Raw genomic sequence first — 18,566 nt, forward strand, 5'->3', positions numbered from 1 at the left:
ATGCTGACCGACTCGGTGAACGGCAAGAAGAACGAGGGCCAGGCCAAGGAGTCCGTCCAGGTCGTGGACGTCGCCCAGCTGCTGCTGGAGTCCGTGAAGGCGCCCGCGCCGACGGAGGAGGAGCTGGCCGCCGAGGCCGCCGCCGCTGCCGCGGAGGCCGAGGCCGAGGCGAAGGCCGCTGCTGCTGCCGCAGAGGCGAAGGCCAAGGCGGAGGCCGAGGCGAAGGCCAAGGCGAAGGCGGAGGCGGAAGCCGCGGCCAAGGCCAAGGCCGAGGCGGAAGCCGCCGCGGCGAAGGCAGAGGCGGAAGCGGAGGCCGCAGCGGCGGAGGCGAAGACCGAGGCCGCACAGGCGAAGGCGGAGGCCGCGGAAGCCGAGGCGGAAGCCGCCGAGACCAAGGCGGAGGCCGAGACCGAGGCCGCTGAGGCCGAGACCGAGGCGACCGAGGCCAAGACCGAGGCCGCTGAGGCCAAGGTCGAAGCCGAGACCGAGGCGACCGAGGCCAAGACCGAGGCCGCTGAGGCCAAGGTCGAGACCGAGGACGAGCCCGCGGCCGAGGACGAGCCCGCGGCCGAGGACAAGGCGGCGGACGAGGACAAGGCGGCGAACGACAAGCCGGCGGACGAGCCCAAGGCGGCCGACGACAAGCCGGCGGACGAGCCCAAGGCCGAGAACGCCTCGAACGCCAAGTAGCAGGAAGGCGCAGCAGTCCGCAGCGCCCCACACCGGAACGGCCGGTCCCCGCCCAGGGGGCCGGCCGTTCCGCGTTTCCGGGGCGCGGGGGTGGGGACAACCCCCCAGGGTCCCCTAAGGGATGTCACAGCTCAGCCGCAAAGGGTGCCTATTCCGGCACCGCGCCCACCGGCGCCCGCCGGACCAGGTACGTTCGATCACGTGGCTGGATTCAGGATCGGACGCGGCCGGGACGACAACCGCGCGCCTCAACAACCCCCGCGGCAGCAGCCGTACGGTCAGCAGCAACCGCAGCAGGCGCCGTACGGTCAGCAGCCCTACCCTCCCCAGCAGCAGTGGCCGCAGCAGGCCGCCGGCGCGGGAGGCCATGGCGAGCCGGAGTACTTCGACCCGTACGGGCACCAGCAGCCGCCCCACCCGGCGCAGCCGCAGCAGCCCCCGTACGGCCAAGGAGGCCACGGCGGCTCGTACGCGAACGACAACCCCGGGCACACCCAGGTGTTCGCCTACGGGGAGGACCCGTACGGCCCGCCGGGGACGTACCAGGCGGGCGACGCCGGCGGCGGCAGCGGCGCGGGCGTGATGGCGCCGGCCGGTCCGCGGCTGCCGTGGAAGGACCTGCTCAAGGGCATCGTGCTGCGGCCGGGGCCGACGTTCCTGCAGATGCGCGACTACCCCGTCTGGGGCCCGGCGCTGATCGTGACGTTCCTCTACGGGCTCCTGGCCGTCTTCGGCTTCGACGAGGCCCGCAAGGACGTCATGGGCGCCACCCTCGGCAACGTCGTCCCGATCGTCCTGAGCGCCGGTGTGGCCTTCGTGATCTGCGGCCTGCTCCTCGGTGCCGTCACGCACACGCTGGCGCGCCAGATGGGCGGTGAGGGCTCCTGGCAGCCGACCGTGGGCCTGTCCATGCTCGTCATGTCCATCACGGACGCGCCGCGCCTGATCTTCGCGGTGTTCCTGGGCGGCGACAACATGTTCGTGCAGGTGCTGGGGTGGGCCACGTGGGTGGCGGCCGGCGCCCTGTTCACCTCGCTGGTCAGCAAGTCGCACGACCTGCCCTGGCCCAAGGCGCTGGGCGCGTCCGCGATCCAGCTGATCGCCCTCCTGTCGATCATCAAGCTGGGCACGCTGTAGCCGGCCGGAACACGGCACGGCACGGCACGGCACGGCACGGCAGACGAAGGGGCCCGGCGCGCGGTCTGCGCGCCGGGCCCCTTCGCGCTTCCCGGGCCGCGGGGAACTCCTGCGGGACCGGACTCGCTTGACGGCCGATCGGATCATCCCTGCGATTCCGCGTGGAAGGCGAAGAACGCGAGAAGGCGGCCCGCACCGCTCCGCCCCGGGCGAGGGATCGGAGGCGGACATGCCGGAGGCGGACATGCCGCCGCCGCGGGCCCGGCGGCGTACCGGCGGGCCCGCGGCGGCGGGAGCGGCTGGGGCGGGACCGGGGACCGGGGCCCGCGGCCGATCAGGCGTCGAGGATCTGGCCCTCGCGCTTGACGACGGGCGGCTCGACCGACCAGGGGAACTCGATCCAGTCGTCGGTCCGCTTCCACACGTACTCGCACTTCACGAGGGAGTGCGACTTCTCGTAGATGACCGCGGAGCGGACGTCGGCGACGGTGCCGACGCAGAAGTCGTGGACGAGCTTCAGGGTCTTGCCGGTGTCGGCGACGTCGTCGGCGATCAGGACCTTCTTGTCGGAGAAGTCGATCGCGTCCGGGACCGGCGCCAGCATGACCGGCATCTCCAGCGTGGTGCCGATGCCGGTGTAGAACTCCACGTTCACGAGGTGGATGTTCTTGCAGTCCAGGGCGTACGCCAGCCCGCCCGCGACGAAGACACCGCCGCGGGCGATGCTCAGGATGATGTCGGGCTCGTAGCCGTCCTCGGCGATGGTGGTCGCCAGCTCGCGGACGGCACGGCCGAAGCCCTCGTAGTTCAGGGATTCGCGTACGTTGCTCATGCCTCGTGCCTCACCTGGGTGCGGTGGAAGTTCTGGAAGGAGCGCGACGCCGTCGGGCCGCGCTGGCCCTGGTACCGCGACCCGTACCGCTCGCTCCCGTACGGGAACTCGGCGGGCGAGCTGAGCCGGAACATGCACAGCTGCCCGATCTTCATGCCGGGCCACAGCTTGATCGGGAGGGTGGCGAGGTTCGACAGCTCCAGGGTGACGTGACCGGAGAAACCGGGGTCGATGAACCCGGCGGTCGAGTGCGTCACCAGGCCGAGGCGGCCCAGGCTGGACTTCCCCTCCAGCCGGGAGGCGATGTCGTCGGGCAGCGAGATGACCTCGTACGTCGATGCGAGCACGAACTCGCCGGGGTGCAGGATGAACGCCTCATCGCCCTCCGGCTCGACCATCCGGGTCAGGTCCGGCTGCTCGATCGCGGGGTCGATGTGGGCGTAGCGGTGGTTCTCGAACACCCGGAAGTAGCGGTCGAGACGCACGTCGATGCTGGAGGGCTGCACCATCGACTCGTCGAACGGGTCGATGCGCACCCGTCCGCTGTCGATCTCGGCCCGGATGTCTTTGTCAGAGAGAAGCACGTCCCGAGGATACGCAGAGCGCGCGAGCCACCCCCAATCGAGAGCGGGCGCCCGCGCGCCCGGCCGCCTACCGCTTGGCCGCATCCCCCACGGGGACGGCGTGCCTCAGGCGCGCGCACCGCGGGCACCGCAGCAGCCGGCCCGGGCCGATCCGGCCGGCACCGAGGTGCTGCAGCGGAAACGAAGCGGTACTGAACACATGCCCTTCGGCACAACGGACGACGGTGTTCTCCATCGAGGCCCTTTCCCCAACCTGCCGTACTGCGACGAATCGCCACATTAGGGGATGTTCGGAACCTGCTCCAGCCGCCACTCCCGCGGCCCGCCGCACCGGTACGTTACGCCCCAACTCCCGCGCACACGACCGTCGGTGCACCCCACAAGCAACGACGACCCCGCGGGCGATTCACCGGGGGTCGATCATGGGGTAGAGTGTGCAACGGTACCGCTTCAGTCACCTGGAGCGACCGGCGGATGTAGTTTAATGGTAGAACATGAGCTTCCCAAGCTTATAGCGCGGGTTCGATTCCCGTCATCCGCTCTTTCACGAAGCCCCAGGTCGGCGACCTGGGGCTTTTGCGTTGTCTGGACCACCCAGAACCCGCGCGCCATTCGCGCACTACGAGTGCCCTCGTCACAGGCCGAGTTGGACGCAATCGACTCACCACGGCGGGTCAGCGCGCGATATGGGCCAGAGCCTGGATTCCTTCGAGTACCTCAGCGGCGGTGGGAGCGCTGGAGGGGTCACTGAGGCACTGGAACATCACGCCCGACACGAGCGCGAGCTGCACGGTCCCGAGGGTGCGGACGGAGGTCTCCGCCACTTCCGCTTCGTCGACGCCGTCCAGGATGGCCGCCACGCCTCGGCGCCCCTGGGCGATGCCGGCGGCCAGGGCGGAGCGCAGCTCCGGCTGGCGCTGGGCCTGCATGAACAGCTCCACCGAGGCGAGCCACAGGTCGGGGTGCGCGCCGAATTCCTCGATCAAGCTCTCCCAGATGCGCTCGAAGTGCGCCCGGGCGGAGTCATCGGCGTCGGGGACCAGCGCCCGGCCCATCGCATCGCCCCACTCGTCGAGGATCTCGAACAAGGCCTGATTGAGCAGCGCTTCCCGCGAGCCGTAGTGATAGCCGACTGCGGCCGTGCTCACGCCGGCAGCTGTGGCGATGTCGCGTACAGAGGTGCGGTCGTAGCCCTTTGCCCGCAGGCAGGCCTTGGCGCCGACGAGCAGGGCTTCACGGTTTCCCATGCCCAGAGCCTAACGGCCGTGTGGCACGAACGTCTCATACGATCGAGTTAGACGCATGTATTGCACGATCGTGCAAATCTCCGTAACGTTCGGGGCATGAGACGCATCAGGAACGTTTCCAAGGGGTTCACCGCCACCGCTCTGACACTGGCCACGCTGGGCATCGCTCTGGGCCTCGGACCGGCCGGCCCGGCGCAAGCGGCGCCGGGCGGCAGCCCGGTTGTCGGCACCACCGGTGGCGCAGTGCGCGGCACCACCGACGCCAACGGCCTGCGCAGCTTCCAGGGCATCCCATACGCCGCCCCGCCGGTGGGCGACCTGCGCTGGGCCTCGCCGCAGCCCGCCGCGGCCTGGGCCGGGGTGCGAGAGGCAACCGCACCGGGATCCGCCTGCGCACAGCCGGCCGGGCTCCCCATCGGAGTCCCGAGCGAGGCCGAGGACTGCCTCTACCTGAACGTCACCACCCCCGCGAAGCAGAGCGGCAAACGGCCGGTGATCGTGTGGATCCACGGCGGCAGCCTGATGTTCGGCAGCGGCGACCTCTACGGCCCCGAGCGGCTGGCCGCCGAAGGCGCCGTCGTCGTGTCGGTCAACTACCGGCTAGGCGTCATGGGCTTCCTGTCCCACCCGGCATTGGGGACCTCCGGCGGCCTCGGCCTGGAGGACCAGCAGGCCGCGCTGCGCTGGGTCCGCGCCAACGCGGGCGCCTTCGGCGGTGACCCCGGCAACGTGACGATCATGGGTGAATCCGGCGGCGGCTACAGCGTCTGCGGCCACCTCGCCTCACCGAAGTCCGCCGGACTGTTCCGCCGCGCCATCGTGCAGAGCGCGCCCTGCGCCACGGGCGGCTCCCGCACCCGGAAGGAAGCCGAGGACGAGGCCGAGTCGACCGTCAAGAACCTCCGAGAGCTGAAGGCGTGCGACGAGCACGAGGACGCGGGGGCCTGCCTGCGCCGCACGGACCCGGACACGCTCATGAAGGCGTACGGGACCTGGAACGAGCCCCGCCCGATCTCCGGTACGGACCTCCTGCCGCTGCCCCCCGCCGAGGCGTTGCGCACGGGCAAGTTCAACCGCGTCCCGGTACTCATCGGTGTCAACCACGACGAGGAGCGCGGCCGGATCCTCGGTGAGGAGCTGATGGGCGGCCCCATGCGGCCCGAGGCGTACGAGAGGGAAATCCGCAAGGAGTTCAAGGAGCAGGCCGACGCCGTCCTGGCGCGCTACCCGCTGAGCCGCTTCGGCTCGGCCGGCGAGGCCCTGGCCACCGTCCGCACCGACCACGCCTGGTCGGTTCCGACGCTGGACACCGCCCGGCTGCTGTCGCGGTGGACACCGACCAGGATGTTCGAGTTCAGCGAGCGCGAAACGCCCTCGTGGGCGGGCGACCCGAAGCTCAGCTTCGAGCTCCGCGCCTCCCACATGTCGGAGCTGCCCTTCCTCTTCGACCTCACGCTCCCCCTGTACGAGAAGCTCACGGAGAAGCAGCAACGCCTCGGGAAGCGGATGACGCACACCTGGGTGGACTTCGCCGAGTCCGGGAAGACGGACTGGCCGGGCTTCCGCAGCGGCGGCTACGTGCAGTCGCTGACCTCGGGGCCGTGGAAGCGCACGGAGTTCACCAAGGACCACAACTACGCGTTCTGGAAGAACCTCCGCTGACGCCAAGCCCGGAACGGCTCGTGCCACTACGTGCCAGTCAGGCCGGTAAACAGCGGTCAACACGGGTGTTCCGCAGGCCCAAGCCGCGCACCACCTCGCGCCCGACGCTGAACGACATCTCGCCCCGTGGGCTACCCGAGATGTCCGGCCAGAAGGTCGGCGAAGCGTGGCACACCGGCCTTCGCAAGTCGGGTGACGGCATCAGCAATCGTGACCGGTGGATTCCGCTTCTCTGCCGCCAGCCTGACCACCGTCTGCACGACCTCACTCGGCAACTCTCCGTACAGTCCGCACAGATACTCGTCCGGGTCGATCACCTGCACTCCGCGCTTCGCCAAGTCGTCGGCAGGGAAGTCGCCAAGGTTCCACGTGATGAGCGCGCCGGCCCCGGCGGCCAGCGCTGCTGCCGCGTGGTGCCGGTCGTCGGGGTCATCGCCCGGCATCTCGTCCACAAGGTGCGCATAGGCGGCTGCCGGGATCTCGCAGTCGGAGAAGAACCGCCGGATGGCGCGAGTAACAGCGGCAGCCGAGTCCGCAGAACGCCTGCCCTCCCGGACAATGACCCGTTCCCACTCCGCCAGCAGTCGTTCGGACCACACGATCTCGTGGATGGAGTCCTCCGTGAGGGCCAGCATCACGTCCATCACCGAGAACGGAAAAAGGACGTTGGTGTCCACGAAGACCCGCGCCGCCACGTGCGCCCCTCCTCCACTTCGACACTTACCGCGCCACCGAGATCAGTAGGGCAATCCGGCATCGTCAAGCACATCGGCGATCTGGTGCCGCCCCTCCCTACGGCGCTCGCGCCGCTGCTGGAACGCCAGTACGTCCGCGAGACGCACCACTCGGTGACTGCTACCGGGCAGATTCATCGAGGGGATGTCACCGGCATCAAGCAGGCGCGCAACGAACGGCCGAGACAAGCCCAGAAGCTCAGCAGCCTCAGTGGGCGACAGCTGCACCTCGGACGCCAGCACCGTGACTGCATGCCCACGGGCCAGCTCGTCGGCTGAGGCGAGAAGAACCCGGACCAGCTCCGCCGGCAGCGCCAGCTCGACACCATCCGGGGTGCGGACCAGTACCTCTATCTGCTCCGGCGCCATCCGGGCGGTCGCGGCGAGCGCGGCTTGATGCGAGGGATTCGGTTCGACCTTTCCAGCACGGGCCAGAACGCTCGTTCGAGCCATGTCGGCCTCCATCCATCGACCCAGCGAAGCAACCATCTGTAATAACTGTAACCGGGCGGCCCCGGGTGGGCAACCGTGAACAAGACGCGCCCCAGAAACCGTCGGCGAGGCCACCTTGCTCCACGCCGGACACCCCCCGGCGCGACCACGCTCCCGGCCGGGATCAGACGCGGGCGATGCCCAGCGCCGCGCGGACCTCGCCGGCAACGACCTGGGCGGCACGCCACTGGGACCACCGGTCAGCCGGTTACGGTGCCCTTGCGCAAGCAATGCGGGGGCATCGCAACCCAGGAGTTGACCCACACCCCAGACCTTCAGGCCACCCCAAGCCCCGGCGATCCCGAACCCGACACGGGCGTACCCCTCCCGCGCCCTTCAGAGCGGTGAACAGCGGTCAAAACCGGTACACGCAGACCAGGCGGCACACCTTCCCGGAATCTCATTTCCGCAGGTCAGGCGCGCTTTTAGCTCCGAGCGCGGCATAGCTTCCCAAGCTTATAGCGCGGGTTCGATTCCCGTCATCCGCTCCACGACAAAGCCCCAGGTCAGCGACCTGGGGCTTGTTTGTTGTCTAGACCCATCCGGGCCCGCGTGTCATTCGCGTGCCATGATTTCCCTAATGGGGCGTCAGGTTGTTGCCGTGCCCCTTGTGAGGATCACCTCGCCCGAGCGGCCCGGCCGGATGCCGGCGGGGAGGGCACGAACATACGCCCGGTCCTAGCCGGGCTGGGCCGTCCGCTGTCACAGGGCCCGCGTGTACGTGGCCGGCCTGGTAAGCCTGGCCACCGCCACCAGCATCTGGGCGAACGTGCTCCACGACCTCCTGGTGGGTGATGTCGCCCTTCGCGTATCTCGGGTGCCCGATCACAACCGTCGCCGAGGCTCTACGGGTGTCGACGCCACGGCGCTTGAAGATGCCCTTACGGTTCTCGTCCATGACGCGGAGGTAGTTCTGACGCGGGGCGGCCGGGAATGCGGTGGCCGTGTCCCCACCGGGCTCTCGGTGCCGGTGGGCCCGGCCGGTCAGTTGCGGGGCGCGAGGGATGGTGCCGTGCGGATCCCGTACTTGCGGCGCAGCACCGACAGAGCGGCGAGGTGGCCGCACATGCCGTGGACGCTGGGGCCGGGCGGGGTGGAGGCGGAGCACAGGTACACGTCCGGCAGAGGGGTGCGGTACGGGTCGATCTGGGGCACCGGGCGCAGGATGCTCTGCGCGATCGTCATGGCGCCGGAACCGATGTCCCCTCCCACGTAGTTCGGGTTGTAGGCCTCATAAGCGGTGGCGGACATGCCCCGTTGGGCGAGGATGGTGTCGGTGAAGCCGGGGGCGTGGCGCTCGATGCGGGTGCGTACGATCTCGACGGGGTCCCGGGGGTCGCCGTTCGGCACGTGTGCGTAGGCCCATACGGGGCGTTTGCCGGGCAGGCCGCGTGTGGGGTCGGCCGTCATGGGGTCCACCACGAGGACGAAGGGCTCGGCGGTTGCAACGCCCTTTGCCGTGAGGCTCTCTTGGCGGAACATTTCGCGTTGCGTTCCGCCGATGTGGACCGTCCCGGCCTTGCCGACCTCGCGGTCGGCCCAGGGGATGGGCTCGGAGACGAGGAAGTCGACCTTGGCGGCGGCGGGCCCGTAGCGGAATCGGGCGAGGCGACGGGTGTAGCGGACGGGCAGCCGGGCCCCGGCGATCTGGATGAGGCCCTTTGGGCTCGTGTCGAGCAACACCGTTTCCGCGTGCCCGAGTTCTCCCAGGTCGGTAATGCGGTGCCCCGTGTGGATCTTGCCGCCGTGCGCCGTGATGTCATCTGCCATTGCCTGGGCGATACGGGCGCTGCCTCCCTGCGGGATCGGCCAGCCGCTGCTGTGCGCGAGGTGTCCCAGCAGGAGGGCGACCGCACCGGCGGCGAGGCTGGGCAGCCGCCCGACGGCATGCGCAGCGACGCCTGTGAGCAGTGAACGGGCCTGCTCGGTGCGGAAGGCCGCAGCGGCGAGAGGGCTGCCGTGGGCAAGGATTCCGGGCACCAGGACGAAGGGGGCGAGGAGATCGCGGGGTATTGCGCGCTGGCCGGAGAGGAAGAAGTCCACGACACCGGTGCTGTGGCGGAGCAGCGGCTCCATCAGCGCCCGCCAGCGTGCACCGTCCGGGCCGAGGTGCTCGCAGGTCGCCTCCAGATCGCGGTATGCGAGGCCGGCGCGTGTGCCGTCCAGGGGGTGGGCGTAGCTGATCTCGGGGTGCAGGAGTTCCACGCCGCGGGCGGCGAGGTCGAACTCCCGGAAGAACTTGGAGGCCGCGGCCATCGGGTGCACGGCTGCGCAGATGTCATGCGTGACATCGCTGTCGAAGAGCGGCTTGCTGCGCAGTCCCCCGCCGATGTCCTCTGCGGCCTCGTACAGCTCGACGCGCAGCCCGGCGCGGGCCAGGGTGGCCGCTGCGGCCAGCCCGTTGGGCCCCGTGCCCACGATGGCTGCGTCGGTGTGGCTCATGCTTGTCCCGGACTTTCCCTCAGAGCTCGAACAGTATGACGAGCAGGAGCAATGACAGCAGAGAACATCCGTACCGGAGCGCCGGCAGGATCATCCTCGTGATCGACAATTGGCCGCGGCCGGGCGGGGGGCGGCGAAGAACGGCCAGCAAGGAGCCGGCGGACAATATCGCACCACCCGATGCCCACACTGCCGGCGACACGGAGTGCCAGTCCCCTACGCGCCTCAGGAGGGCGAGGAGAACGATCCCGAAAGCGACGCTGAAGCCCAGATGTGCGAAGTGGACATTTCTCGGGAATCTGCGCCAGGCCACGTAGACGACCGGGAATACCGCCCCCAGGCTCCCCAGCACCGTGATGACCGTTTGAGGTAGGTCCCGAGCGGGTTCCGGGTCTTCCGGGGTGAGCCCCAGCAGGCGTCTTCCGATGACGTCGACAGGCTGATTGGTGTTGGAGAGAACGACGACACCCTGACGGCCGGCCCGGTCGAAGCCCATGTAGGAGGTGAATCCTCCCGTTTCGCCGTCATGCCACGTGATGTCTCGTCCCTGTGTCCGAGTGGTGTACCAGCCGAGGCCGATCTGCCCGGCAGGCCCGGCATCGAACCGTGGCACGGCTGCTTCGGCCCCGGGGGCCGTACCGCGCAGCTCGGCCTGCAACAGGCGCGCGAGGTCTTCGCTCGTCGACCAGACATCGCCGGCCGGCGTGTAGCCCGACGACAGCCAGTGCTGCATTACGGCACCGGTGGATCTGTATCCCGTCGCGCTGTTGCTCGGCACGGGCGTATCCGGGTGCATTGCCCGGGTGTCCCGCATCTCCAGCGGATCGAGCACGTACTGCCGCAAGAGCTCTTCATAGGGTTTGCCCACGACACGGGCTGCCGCCTGACCGGCGAGCGCCATACCGAGATTCGAGTATCGGAAACTTCCCGCTCCGCTGGTGGTGGCATTCCGCGCGGCCGCGAACACGTCCTCTCCGTCTGTCCCCCGGTAGGGATCCCTGCCCAGAATCCGCAGCCCTGCGCCGCGCATGAACATGTCAAGATCCGAGGGCATGAGGTCGAGTCCGGCCCGGTGGCTCGCCAGATCCCCGAGAGTGGCCGACCCCAGCGCGGGGTCGCTGAAACGCATGTCCGGCAGGAGTTGCCGCAGGGGGACGTCGAGCTGAATCTCGTTCCGGGCAGCGAGCTCGGCGAGGAGCATTCCCGTCATGGGTTTCCCCAGCGAACCGGCCTCAAAGGCAGTGGACTCGTCGACGCCGGTTTCCTCGGGGCCGGCCGAATCACCCAGTCCTGCGAAACGGATCCGGTCGCCGTTGACGACGGCCACGGCGAGCCCGCGGTATCCGCGCAGGTCGCCTGCCGCCGCGCGCACCCGAGCGGCAAGCGCCGCATCCCCCGTCGTCGCGCGGCCGAGCGTCGGGGGCTGCGGTGCGAACAGCACCCAGGGGGTGAGCACGGCCAGGACCGCAAGGCCCAGCAGGAGGCGGATGCCGCGCCGACGCCATTGTGGATGCGCCGGCCCCGCACCGGTCCGCCCGGGTCCCGGTGCCGCGTCCGTGTCAGACGGCATTGGCTGCCGGCTCGCGCCCGCTGCGCCTGTCGAACAGGGCCTTCGCCCTGTCGGCGAGTCGGTTGTAGTGATCGTCCCCCATGATGAGCAGCTCCAACGCGATCATGGTCAGGGAGAACGTCAGGAGCCCGCTCATGAAAACTGCGATGCCCAGGTGCAGGAGAACTCCGCACGTGACCGCGAAAGGCCGCAGAGAACGCTTCAGGAGGAGGAACGCGAACGCAAGCTGGAAAAACACCGTCCCGTACGTCATCGCAACCACAATGGTGGAGTGCTCATAGACGATGTGATTGACGCCCGGCCATGTGAACTCGCCCACGCGAAGGATGTAATAAAGCGCCGTACCGTTCTGCCAGCGCTCGCCCTGCACCTTGTACATTCCCGATACGAGGTAGATGGTGCACACCTGGAGAATCACACCGAGCAGGCCGGCGTGGTGCAGGAGCGATCCGATCCGGTACCGCATCGACTCGGTGTCCGGCTGCACGCCCTTCCGACGCCGCCGCCCGGCGTCGAGCGAGAAATGGGAGCCCGAGTCGACAAAAATCAGGAATACGAGCACGATGACGGTCGCATTATCACCGCCGTCCAGAAGCAGGGCGTTCCTCTGGTGAATGGACCAGAGGAAGATGTAGTGCAGCACCGTCATCGCCCGGGTCTTCCAACCCAGCATGAACAGCAGGGCGATCACAGCACCGGTGTGGAACATCAGCTCGAACCAGGTCTCGGACTTGCTGAGCGCGTATACCGAGAACGATTCACTGTCCGGTCCGGTGAAGTTCTGCCAGGGCCACACCCCGTCGGGACCCCAGAGAAAACTTCTGTGGAAGTAGTCCCGCAGATAGTAATTGAGCCCTATGGCTCCCAGAATGATTCTGGTGAGAGCCGCTCCGATGAGTGCATGGCGCCTGCCGCTGAAGGTGTCGAGCAGCGAGTACACCCTCGACTTCATATCGGCCAATACGGTGTTGCGTCCGGCGCCTGTTCGAAGTCCTGCGTCCGTCATCCTGCCACCTTAACCGGCTTCATCCATTCCAGGTCGTAGTACGACACCTCACCCTTGGCCTCCCGCGTATAGCGCCGCGAGAACCTGGGAAATTCGTTGGACACGATCCGCACCTGGACGTATTCGATATCGGATCCCCACAGCATGGCGGCCTGAGAACTGGCGAACGACTGCGCGAGCCGGATCGCCTGATCCCTGGAATCCTTCTCATGCTGGGTGAGAGGGGGGTCCTCCTTCATATCCACCACCCCCTTCGCCTCCTTGCTCGAAGCGTCGGATCCCTTTTTCTTGCTTCTCAGCTTTTCGAGTTCAGGGTCGCGCCAGGATTCGAGCAACTGCGGCAGGCCGGCGGCGACGCGGAATTCCCTCGAAGGCCACAGCCGCTCGCCGTACAGCTTCTCCAGGGTGGGCGTCGTCACGTCGACCCACTCGGTGGTGGCCGTCGATCCGTCCGGCTGGATCTTCTTCGCCCGTACCAGCACGCCCTTGTCGCGGTCTATGGGATCCGGCGCGAACAGATGCCAGTCCTGCGCGAAATACGGCAGCATGTACGAATCGATTTCCTGGCCGTACTTCTCTTTGACCGGGTTGAAGGGCATTTCAAAGAGGGCCGTCATGCCGAAATGAAAGGCAAGGGCAAGCGGGATGGCGGTACCGGCTGCCAACAGTGCGCGCCTTCTGGCTCTGCCCCACTGCGCGAGCGGCACGCCTTCGAGGCTCGACTTTTCCACCGAACTGGTTTCCTTCCGGGCGGGGCTGTGCGGCGGGCCCGGTCAACGGCCCGCCGCACAGGACTAATCAATCAGTCATTTCAGCGTCAGTCGAAGACCCGGGACATCTCGGCCGCGCCGACCTCGGAAGTGGTCGGAACGCCACCCCGCCGGAACATCTTCTCCTGGGCCTTCACGGGGTGCTTGGCCACGTACTTCGCGCCTTCATAGACGGCGTTGCCCACGACTCCCTGCGCAACCTGCTTGGCCAGCGAACCCCAGAGGCCGCGCGGCTCCACGCCGACGACGTCAGCGCTGACAACGTTCTCCGGCTGGTCGGCCACCGACTGGAACGCAGCCGCAGTGGTTTCGTTCTTGACCGAGGGCGCAGCCGACGCGGAGCTGGACGCGACAGCAGTCACACAAGCCGCCGCCACAACTCCCGCTGCCACGAGCTTGATCCTGTTCATTTCCATTCCTCTCTCAAAATGATGCACTTGTTTCCTGAGGTTTGGAATTCACCTCGAAGCGCAATCACGACTTTACAAGACAAAACGATCTTGGCAAATTCAGAAAACGGCAAGCCGACAGAAAAACGGCACAGGGAAATACCGAGTCACCGGACCCGTTTTCCGGTGGATCGGTTGCGAATTAATCGATCAGCGAGTCGGTGCTGGTCCGCTGAATGATCGGCGACTGGACCAGGACCGATTTCGCGCGCTCGACGAACGGCTCAGCCTCGATGCGCTGCAATACCTGATCGAAGTGCCAGGCTCCCGGTACGGCGATACGCACCAAGGCGTCCGCCTCCCCCGTGACGGTCGACGCAGAAACCACTTCAGGATGGTTCGACAGGCCGCGTCGGATCATGTCGGGAGTGGTGTTGCGACGGCAGAAGAGCTCGATGAATCCTTCGGTCGGCCGGCCGAACAAGAAAGGATCGATCCGGACGGTGAAGCCCAGGATGGCGCCTTCCCGGCACAGCCTGTCCACACGGCGCTTGATGGCCGGAGCGGATCGCCCGACCTCGGCTCCGATATCGGCATACGAGCGGCGGGAGTTTCCGGACAGCGCCTGGACTATGGACTCGTCGATGTCGTTTATCACACGCACAGCTGGTGAACTAATCTCGCGCTGCAGCCATCCGGGGCCGACGTCTGCCATACCCGAAAGAGAGGACCGGGCCCGCCGCCGTCCGGGCCCCGGCATGCGGCAGCCCGTACAACACGGTCAGCACCACGCCGGCGATGGCCACGACGGCGCCGGCTGCGGCCGCAGCAGGGATGGTCACCCCGAGGTCCGCCGGACCCGTTTCGGGCACGGCTCGTCCCGACACGACGAGGATTCCGGTGCCCAGCGTCGCGCCGACGCCGAGCATCGTCGGACGCCACGCCCCCAACGTGCGGTGCAGTGGGCCTTCTTGACCCTGGTGGTCTCCCGAGATGAGTTGTTCGACTGGTGTGCGCCGAAGGGGCGCCGAGCTTCTTGACGTGGTGGCCAGAGTGGTCAGCTCTGAACCTGGTTCTGACACGAAGGTGCCCCCGTTAACACCGTGACAGCAAGATCAACGGCGTTCAGCCTAGGAGACCTTGAGGCGGGGCGTAATACGTCTTCGTTGCAAACGTATGGCTGATCGTTGTGCATCTTGGGGCTCGAAGCGAGATTAGTGAAGATTCAACATGATTCAATGCGTACATTTGGGCACAGAAAGCCGCATACGCAAGTAATTCGGACTCGGCGGCTTGACTCCGCCTGCCGGAGGGCCGCCGCGGCAACGGTTGCCGTCTGCCCCAATGGGAGCAGAATTCGCTCGACTCCGACCCGCAATCGGCGGTAACCGGCCTCGATTTGGCCGAGGAAGGTGGGGCGGCGAAGGAGAGGGGCCCGCTACGACCGCGACGCGCCACCGGAGAAGGAGCGCCGCCACGCCCGAACTGGCGCGAATCTGCCCTTATTTGACCGAGATCAGAAAAGATATGAAGATCGCCGCCGCCAGGTGTCGCCGACGCCACGCAGTGCAGCACGCCCTCCACCGAGGAAGGTGGAGCGACCGGGAGGAAACCCGTGCCCACCCGTACGACGTCAGTCATGGCAACAGCCGCACTCGCAGCGGTACTTGCCGTCCCCCTCGCAGGCGGACCCGCAGCCGGACCCGCACGATGAGCGTCCTTTCCTGCCACGGAGTGGCCAAGCGATTCCGGAAGCACTCCGTGCTGGAAGGAGTCCATCTCAGCCTGGAGGCCGGCGAGATCGTCGGGCTCCTCGGGCTGAACGGCGCCGGCAAGACCACCCTGATGCGGCTGGTCACCGGCCTGTCCACCCCCGACTCCGGTGAAGTGCGGCTGTTCGGGGAGGCCCTGCCCATGCGGCCCCGGCAGCTCGACCGGCTCGGGGCAGCGCTCGACGCGCCCGCCTTCCACCGGTGGTCCACCGGCCGGGCCATGCTGCGCACCCTGCTCGACACCGCCGGGCTTCCCGACGGCGGCCGGATCGCCCGTACGCTCGACCGCGTCGGGCTGACCGGCGCGGCCGACCGCCGGATCGGGACGTACTCGCAGGGCATGCGCCAACGGCTGGCGATCGCCGCGGCGCTGCTCAAGCGGCCCGATCTGCTGATCCTCGACGAGCCCACCAACGGGCTCGACCCCGAGGGACTGCGCATGGTGCGGCGGATCGTGGCCGAGGAGGCCGAGCGCGGGGCCGCCGTCCTCGTCTCCAGCCACCAGCTCGACGAGATCCAGCGCGTCTGCCATCGCGTGATCATGCTTGCCCAGGGTCGTGTCGTCGCCGCCGGCACCCTCGGCGCGCTCGGCTACGACCCCGAAAGCGGTCCGGCCGCCTTCGAGGACTGGTTCTTCGGGCTCGTCGGAGACGGCGGCCGCCGGTGAACCGCCTGGTCCGGGCCGAGACCCGGCGGCTCCTGCGGCACCCGCTCGCGCTGACCCTCGCCGCGCTGTTCGTCTTCGGCTCCCTGTACTGCGCCTGGGTCAGCCAGAACGTGGCCTCCCACAACCTCCGGCAGGTGCAGGACAACCTCGACTTCCTCCCCGCATCCTGCGAGTCCGCCCTGAACACCCCGGACCAGAAGGCCAGGTGCCTCGCCGACCTGCCGCACCAGGTCACCGCGCTGGAGCGGATCCAGGACAGGTTCACCGCCGAAGGCGTGCGGGCCGCGTACGCCCAGCACCCGGTGGGCGCCCTGCTGTGGACCGTACGACTGCTGACCTCCGTTCCGGGTCTCGCCGTCCTCGTCATGCTGGCGGCCTTCTCCGTCGCCGGCGAATGGAGCCGCGGCAGCATCGTGCCCCTGCTGCTCTACGAGTCCCGCATCGGCCGGCTGCTCGCCGCCAAGGCCCTGGCCGTCTGGGTGTGGAGCCTGACGCTGCTGGCCGTGTCCGCCGCGGTGACGGCCGCGTTCGGGCTGCTCTACGGGCGCGGCGCGTATCCCCTGCCCTCGCCCGGCGCCCTCGGCACCGTCCTCGCCGACACCGGCCTCGGGGTCCTGGCCGGGGGCGCCGTGCTGGCCGGAGGTGCGGCCGTCGCGGTCGCCCTCGGCGCACTGCTCCGCCACCCGATGCGCACCTTCCTCGCCGGGATGCTGCTGCTCGTCCTGGTCGTCCACACCTCCGCCGTCCCGGGGCTGGGCGCCTGGCTTCCCGGCGGCGCGCTGGCCGACCTCGTCGGCTTCGGTGCGGTGGACGGGGTCTGGGACCACTTCTGGATCTCCACCGATCCCTCCACGGCCCCCGTCCTGCTCCGCGTCCTGCCCACTGTGGTCCTCATCGGCCTGCTCTGGCTCTGGCTGGGCCGCATCGACCGGACCCGGGACCGCGCCTGATGGCCGGCACCCGGCGGCGGCCGAAGCGCGGAGAGGGGGCTGCCCGGGCCACCTCCGCCGCCCGGGCCGCCTGGGCCGGTGAGCTGCGGGCCCTGTGGACCGTTCCCGTGTGGGGGGCGACCGCGGCCGTGGTGGCGGTGGCCCTGGCGCTCGTCGGCCGGTTGTGGATGGCGGGAGCCTCGTACGGGGTGCTCGACCCCTCGGTGTCGGCGCTCGCCTCGCTCCCCTCGGCGCTGCGCGCGGCGGCCTGGCAGTTCGCGACCCTGCTGGGGCTCGTCCTCACGGGCGTGGCCGTCGCCAGCGGACTCGGCCAGACCCTGGAGGGCGGCACCTGGAGCGCCCTGCGCCTGTTCGAGAACCGGGTCGGGGTGCTGTGGGCGCGCAAGGTCGGTGCCTTGCTCGCCCTGTCGCTCGCCGGCCAGATCGTCACCGGTCTGCTGCTGTGGCTGACCGTCTCGGCGTTCGCCCGGCTGTGGCCGGTGCGGCCCCGCGCGGTGCCCCCGGGATTCAGCGGCGGGGGAGCGGTGCACACCCCGCCGCCGCTGCCCGTCGAGACCGCGACCTGGGACCAGGCCGCAGGCGCGATCGCCGGCGCCCTCCTCGTCCAGTTCGTCTTCATCTCGCTGGCCGGAGTCGCGGCGGCCCTGCTGCGCAGCGTCATCGGGACCCTCGCCCTCGGGATCGGCCCCCTGCTGGTGACCGCGCCGCTCGTGATGCTTCCGGCGGCGCCGTTCCTGCCGCACCGCTGGATCGCCGATCTGCTGAACCTGCCCTCCGAAGCCCAGTACCAGCTGTACTTCTGGAATCAGGCCCCGCCCGATCCGTCGCCCCTGACCGGCGGCCTCGGCCTCGCCGGGCTCGCGGCCTCGGCGGCCGTGGCCGCCTGGGCGGGGCTGCGCTCCGAGCGGGCGCTGCGGCCCGTCGACTGACGGTCCGGTTGCGGGGGGGCGTTCGTAGCTTCCGGGAGGGCGGCGGCTCGGTGACGGAGTCCTTCCGGGGGCTTTGGCACGAAGTTCATGCCGTCGCTGCAACAAGCTGACACCGATCTCCGGGTTCGGGGCCGTGCCCCGCTGACAAGGTTGTTCTCACCGGCCAATCGCCGGGAAACCACCTGCTCTTCCACCCACGGAGACCACGATGAGCGTCAAGAAGATCAGCGTCGCGCTGGTGCCGACCACGGCCCTCCTCGTCATGCTGGGCCCGGCCGAGGCCTTCGCGGCGACCCCGCACCCGGCCGCGCCGGAAAAGACCTGCTCGATGTCCCACACCCTCCCGCTGCCCGACCTCCTGCCTGAGTCCCTGAACCGACTGGCCGCGAAGGCGCTGCCGAAGCCGGCCTGCGTCAACGGCTGGCAGTGAGGGCCCGATGAGGGAGCGGCAACCGTACGAGGTCGCCCTGGTCAGAGCCGGCCCCGAGGCCGCCGCGGCCGAAACGAGCGTCATACGGCTCGTGGGACTGCTGCCCGCGCACTGGACGTGCACACAGCAACTGGATGACGACCGGATCACGCTGCTGATACGGGTCCACCGGGGGGGTGCCCCTATCTGTTTGGTCAACCCGTCAGGGTCGCTTCGTGGGGGTTAATCCTGGTTTCCGGGAACGTCCCGCGAAGCGGGACGTT

At 68.8% G+C, this 18,566-nt stretch carries 18 protein-coding genes, 1 tRNA gene and 1 pseudogene; 8 read left to right on the forward strand and 12 right to left on the reverse strand.

Translation table 11 applies throughout. From position 1 onward, the window contains the following. Together ACIQUT_RS39720 and ACIQUT_RS39725 are read left to right on the forward strand one after the other, a co-directional pair. Positions 1-690, forward strand: a pseudogene (locus ACIQUT_RS39720) (iron-sulfur-binding reductase); the annotation flags it as partial. Between the two features lie 201 nt (positions 691-891). After that, positions 892-1,827 carry a Yip1 family protein gene (locus ACIQUT_RS39725; protein WP_403570543.1) on the forward strand — a complete coding sequence of 312 codons (936 nt, stop codon included), beginning with the start codon at positions 892-894 and terminating at the stop codon, positions 1,825-1,827. A 334-nt stretch (positions 1,828-2,161) separates the two neighbouring features. On the opposite strand, the gene ACIQUT_RS39730 is transcribed toward ACIQUT_RS39725, so the two are convergent. The 3 genes from ACIQUT_RS39730 to ACIQUT_RS39740 form a co-directional block, all read right to left on the reverse strand. Further along, positions 2,162-2,659, reverse strand: a complete 498-nt coding sequence (locus ACIQUT_RS39730) for a phosphoribosyltransferase (protein WP_403570544.1) — start codon at positions 2,657-2,659, stop codon at positions 2,162-2,164. Then, positions 2,656-3,243 carry a dCTP deaminase gene (dcd, locus tag ACIQUT_RS39735; RefSeq protein WP_179172804.1) on the reverse strand — a complete coding sequence of 196 codons (588 nt, stop codon included), beginning with the start codon at positions 3,241-3,243 and terminating at the stop codon, positions 2,656-2,658. The genes ACIQUT_RS39730 and dcd overlap by 4 nt, the downstream gene beginning before the upstream one ends. Positions 3,244-3,310: 67 nt before the next feature. Continuing rightward, positions 3,311-3,523, reverse strand: a complete 213-nt coding sequence (locus tag ACIQUT_RS39740) for a hypothetical protein (protein WP_403570545.1) — start codon at positions 3,521-3,523, stop codon at positions 3,311-3,313. A 190-nt stretch (positions 3,524-3,713) separates the two neighbouring features. Here ACIQUT_RS39740 and ACIQUT_RS39745 point away from each other — a divergent pair. Then, positions 3,714-3,784, forward strand: a tRNA-Gly gene (locus ACIQUT_RS39745). Between the two features lie 133 nt (positions 3,785-3,917). On the opposite strand, the gene ACIQUT_RS39750 is transcribed toward ACIQUT_RS39745, so the two are convergent. Continuing rightward, positions 3,918-4,490, reverse strand: a complete 573-nt coding sequence (locus tag ACIQUT_RS39750; RefSeq protein WP_403570547.1) for a TetR/AcrR family transcriptional regulator — start codon at positions 4,488-4,490, stop codon at positions 3,918-3,920. A 96-nt stretch (positions 4,491-4,586) separates the two neighbouring features. Between ACIQUT_RS39750 and ACIQUT_RS39755 the strand changes: the two genes are divergently transcribed. Continuing rightward, entirely contained in the window at positions 4,587-6,152 is a 1,566-nt protein-coding gene (locus ACIQUT_RS39755; RefSeq protein ID WP_403570548.1) for a carboxylesterase/lipase family protein, read from the forward strand. Between the two features lie 131 nt (positions 6,153-6,283). On the opposite strand, the gene ACIQUT_RS39760 is transcribed toward ACIQUT_RS39755, so the two are convergent. The 8 genes from ACIQUT_RS39760 to ACIQUT_RS39795 form a co-directional block, all read right to left on the reverse strand. Then, a complete protein-coding gene (locus ACIQUT_RS39760) occupies positions 6,284-6,847 on the reverse strand; it encodes a PIN domain-containing protein (RefSeq protein ID WP_403570550.1) in 564 nt (187 codons plus the stop codon). A gap of 42 nt (positions 6,848-6,889) precedes the next feature. After that, positions 6,890-7,375: a helix-turn-helix domain-containing protein gene (locus tag ACIQUT_RS39765; RefSeq protein ID WP_403570552.1), complete on the reverse strand. Its 486-nt coding sequence runs from the start codon at positions 7,373-7,375 to the stop codon at positions 6,890-6,892. Between the two features lie 987 nt (positions 7,376-8,362). Next, positions 8,363-9,820 carry a phytoene desaturase family protein gene (locus tag ACIQUT_RS39770; protein WP_403570554.1) on the reverse strand — a complete coding sequence of 486 codons (1,458 nt, stop codon included), beginning with the start codon at positions 9,818-9,820 and terminating at the stop codon, positions 8,363-8,365. A gap of 19 nt (positions 9,821-9,839) precedes the next feature. Next, positions 9,840-11,276, reverse strand: coding sequence for a serine hydrolase domain-containing protein (locus ACIQUT_RS39775; RefSeq protein ID WP_403570555.1), 1,437 nt, complete (start codon positions 11,274-11,276; stop codon positions 9,840-9,842). Between the two features lie 103 nt (positions 11,277-11,379). Further along, positions 11,380-12,396: an HTTM domain-containing protein gene (locus ACIQUT_RS39780; protein WP_403570556.1), complete on the reverse strand. Its 1,017-nt coding sequence runs from the start codon at positions 12,394-12,396 to the stop codon at positions 11,380-11,382. Continuing rightward, on the reverse strand, positions 12,393-13,127 hold the full coding sequence (locus tag ACIQUT_RS39785; protein ID WP_403570558.1) for a DUF5819 family protein: 735 nt from the start codon (positions 13,125-13,127) through the stop codon (positions 12,393-12,395). The genes ACIQUT_RS39780 and ACIQUT_RS39785 overlap by 4 nt, the downstream gene beginning before the upstream one ends. An 86-nt stretch (positions 13,128-13,213) precedes the next feature. Continuing rightward, positions 13,214-13,576, reverse strand: a complete 363-nt coding sequence (locus tag ACIQUT_RS39790) for a hypothetical protein (protein WP_403570559.1) — start codon at positions 13,574-13,576, stop codon at positions 13,214-13,216. Positions 13,577-13,757: 181 nt separating this feature from the next. Further along, entirely contained in the window at positions 13,758-14,270 is a 513-nt protein-coding gene (locus ACIQUT_RS39795; RefSeq protein WP_403570561.1) for an Lrp/AsnC family transcriptional regulator, read from the reverse strand. A gap of 1,046 nt (positions 14,271-15,316) precedes the next feature. On the opposite strand from ACIQUT_RS39795, the gene ACIQUT_RS39800 reads away from it, so the two are divergent. The 4 genes from ACIQUT_RS39800 to ACIQUT_RS39815 all read left to right on the forward strand — a co-directional run bounded on the left by ACIQUT_RS39800 (position 15,317) and on the right by ACIQUT_RS39815 (position 18,303). Further along, on the forward strand, positions 15,317-15,994 hold the full coding sequence (locus tag ACIQUT_RS39800) for an ABC transporter ATP-binding protein (RefSeq protein ID WP_403570563.1): 678 nt from the start codon (positions 15,317-15,319) through the stop codon (positions 15,992-15,994). After that, positions 15,991-16,944: a hypothetical protein gene (locus tag ACIQUT_RS39805; protein ID WP_403570565.1), complete on the forward strand. Its 954-nt coding sequence runs from the start codon at positions 15,991-15,993 to the stop codon at positions 16,942-16,944. Before ACIQUT_RS39800 ends, ACIQUT_RS39805 begins: the two co-directional genes overlap by 4 nt. Beyond that, positions 16,944-17,873, forward strand: coding sequence for a hypothetical protein (locus tag ACIQUT_RS39810; protein ID WP_403570567.1), 930 nt, complete (start codon positions 16,944-16,946; stop codon positions 17,871-17,873). Before ACIQUT_RS39805 ends, ACIQUT_RS39810 begins: the two co-directional genes overlap by 1 nt. A 208-nt stretch (positions 17,874-18,081) precedes the next feature. Next, complete coding sequence (locus ACIQUT_RS39815; protein WP_403570568.1) at positions 18,082-18,303, forward strand: hypothetical protein; 222 nt, start codon at positions 18,082-18,084, stop codon at positions 18,301-18,303. Positions 18,304-18,566 lie beyond the last annotated feature (263 nt).

It is taken from the genome of Streptomyces sp. NPDC090445 (assembly GCF_044769385.1).
GTDB lineage: Bacteria > Actinomycetota > Actinomycetes > Streptomycetales > Streptomycetaceae > Streptomyces.